The 2,129-nt window shown below is 74.3% G+C and carries 3 protein-coding genes and 1 pseudogene; 2 read left to right on the top strand and 2 right to left on the bottom strand.

What is annotated here, in order from left to right; all coding sequences use genetic code 11:
* A pseudogene (locus tag GTQ99_RS22535) lies at positions 1–215 on the bottom strand (hypothetical protein); the annotation flags it as partial.
* 101 nt (positions 216–316) lie between these two features.
* Complete coding sequence (locus GTQ99_RS22530) at positions 317–760, bottom strand: hypothetical protein (protein ID WP_166617907.1); 444 nt, start codon at positions 758–760, stop codon at positions 317–319.
* Positions 761–1,030: 270 nt separating this feature from the next.
* On the opposite strand from GTQ99_RS22530, the gene efp reads away from it, so the two are divergent.
* Positions 1,031–1,594 (top strand): elongation factor P, encoded by a 564-nt coding sequence (efp, locus tag GTQ99_RS22525; RefSeq protein WP_166617906.1) that lies wholly within the window; start codon positions 1,031–1,033, stop codon positions 1,592–1,594.
* A 15-nt stretch (positions 1,595–1,609) separates the two neighbouring features.
* Positions 1,610–2,020: a transcription antitermination factor NusB gene (gene nusB, locus GTQ99_RS22520; protein ID WP_166617905.1), complete on the top strand. Its 411-nt coding sequence runs from the start codon at positions 1,610–1,612 to the stop codon at positions 2,018–2,020.
* Positions 2,021–2,129 lie beyond the last annotated feature (109 nt).

Below are 2,129 nucleotides of genomic sequence, written 5' to 3'. Positions count from 1 at the left end.
GGCGCGGGCGGGGGAGCGAGCAGGGGCGCGGCCGGCGGCGCCGGCACCGGCTCGGGCGCGCCCCCGTGCCCGCTCTCGTGCCCGGTCTCGTCGACGGGGGCGGGCACGGCCTCGCGCACGTAGTCCAGCAGGACGCCGTCCGAGCGGCGGTACCTGCGGGGTGCGGACTCGTCCTCCTGCGTGGGGTGCTCCCCGGTGGGCACTGCCTGCGACATCGTCGACCTCCGCTGCTCCCCACGGGCATCGGCCGCCACCGGGCCCGCCTGGAGCCCGCGGCGCCCGGGTTCACCCGCTCGGACGCGGGGAGCGGGCGTCCTCAGGAGCAGGCGGTGGGGGAGAAGCCGGAGATCGAGGAGTAGAAGAGCGCCGAGCGGGTGGAGGCGTCGTAGGCGCCGGCGCAGAACGAGCTCGCGTCGGCGTGCACGATCGCCACGTCCTGCGGCACCTGCGCCAGCCCCAGGTCGTCCAGCCGCGTCGTGTAGCGGCCGTGGTCGGCCCGCCAGGCCGCCTGGGCGGTGGCGACCCGCTGCAGGCCGGTGCGCAGCGAGGTGGCCGCGTCGGCGTGCTGCTCGCCGATGACGACGGGGGCGACGACGGCCGCGGCGAGCGCGAGGACCGTGGCGGCGCTCGCGAGCACGACGACGGCCCGGCGCGGCCCGGGCGCGGGCTCGTGCGCGGGCTCGTGCGCGGGCTCGTGCGCGGGCTCGTGCGCGGGCTCGTGCGCGGGCTCGTGCGCCGTCCCGTCCGTGGGGACGTGCATCCGCTGCCTCCTCCCGGCGCTCTCGTGCGGACCCTTCCGCGGGCTCCTCCGGGCATCGGGCGCCGGGGGTGGGGACTGAGGTCGCGGGCGGGCGCGCCACCCGGACGCGCGCCGGCTCTCCACCGTCCGGCGCAACGCCCGGCGCGCCTGCTCGCCACGCGCGCAGGCGGGCGCCCCGCTGCCCGCTCGGTAGGATGGCCACGCCCCACCCGCGTCCGGTCCCGGTCCGCGGGACGCGACAGACGCAGACGAGACGGACTGAGAGACGACGTGGCATCGACGAACGACCTGAAGAACGGCACCGTGCTGAACCTCGACGGCAACCTCTGGTCGGTGGTCGAGTTCCAGCACGTCAAGCCCGGCAAGGGCGGCGCCTTCGTCCGGACCAAGCTTAAGAACGTGCTCTCCGGCAAGGTCGTCGACCGCACCTTCAACGCCGGCACCAAGGTCGACACCGCGACGGTCGACAAGCGCGACATGCAGTACCTGTACAAGGACGGCGAGGACTTCGTCTTCATGGACTCCTCGACGTACGACCAGATCACCATCCCGGCCGCGACGGTGGGCGACGCCGCCGACTACATGCTCGAGAACCTCGAGGTCATGGTCGCCACCCACGAGGGCACCCCGCTGTACGTGGAGCTGCCGACCTCCGTGGTCCTGGAGATCACCTACACCGAGCCCGGCCTGCAGGGCGACCGCTCCACCGGCGGCACCAAGCCCGCCACCGTGGAGACCGGCGCGGAGATCCAGGTCCCGCTGTTCCTCGAGACCGGCACGAAGGTCAAGGTCGACACCCGCTCGGGCGACTACCTCGGCCGCGTCAACGACTGAGGGTCGTGATCTGAGATGGCTGCCCGCCGCAAGGCGCGCAAGCGCGCGCTGGAGGTCCTCTTCGAGGCCGACCAGCGTCAGCTGGACCCGCTGACCGTCCTCAAGGACCGCATCGTGCGCGCCGACCCGCCCGTCGGCGAGTACGCCGTGACGGTCGTGGAGGGCGTCGTGGAGCACCAGGCGCGCATCGACGAGGTGCTCTCCACGTACTCGATGGGCTGGACCATCGACCGGATGCCCGCGGTGGACCGCGCCGTGCTGCGCATGGGCGCCTGGGAGGTCCTGTACGCCGCGGACGTGCCCGACCACGTGGCCGTCAGCGAGGCCGTGGAGATCAGCCAGGAGCTCTCGACCGACGAGTCGCCCAAGTTCGTCAACGGCCTGCTGGCCCGCATCGCGGAGCTCAAGGAGACCCTCACCGCCTGAGCGGCGCTGCCCGACGGCCCGGTCACCCCCTCGGGGTGACCGGGCCGTCGTGCGCCCGGGAACGGCGCGGGAGGGGTGCTGGAAGGGCTGCGCGAGGGGCGCCGGGAGG

Source organism: Kineococcus vitellinus (genome assembly GCF_009906315.1).
In the GTDB taxonomy this organism is placed as follows: domain Bacteria; phylum Actinomycetota; class Actinomycetes; order Actinomycetales; family Kineococcaceae; genus Kineococcus; species Kineococcus vitellinus.
The sequence above is the reverse complement of the archived record's forward strand: the minus strand, read 5'-3'. Positions and strand labels throughout refer to the sequence as shown.

Excerpts from the sequence above, each read along its gene's own strand:
- GTQ99_RS22530 (WP_166617907.1), bottom strand. The coding sequence starts at position 760 with ATGCACGTCCCCACGGACGGGACGGCGCACGAGCCCGCGCACGAGCCC.
- nusB (WP_166617905.1), top strand. The coding sequence starts at position 1,610 with ATGGCTGCCCGCCGCAAGGCGCGCAAGCGCGCGCTGGAGGTCCTCTTC.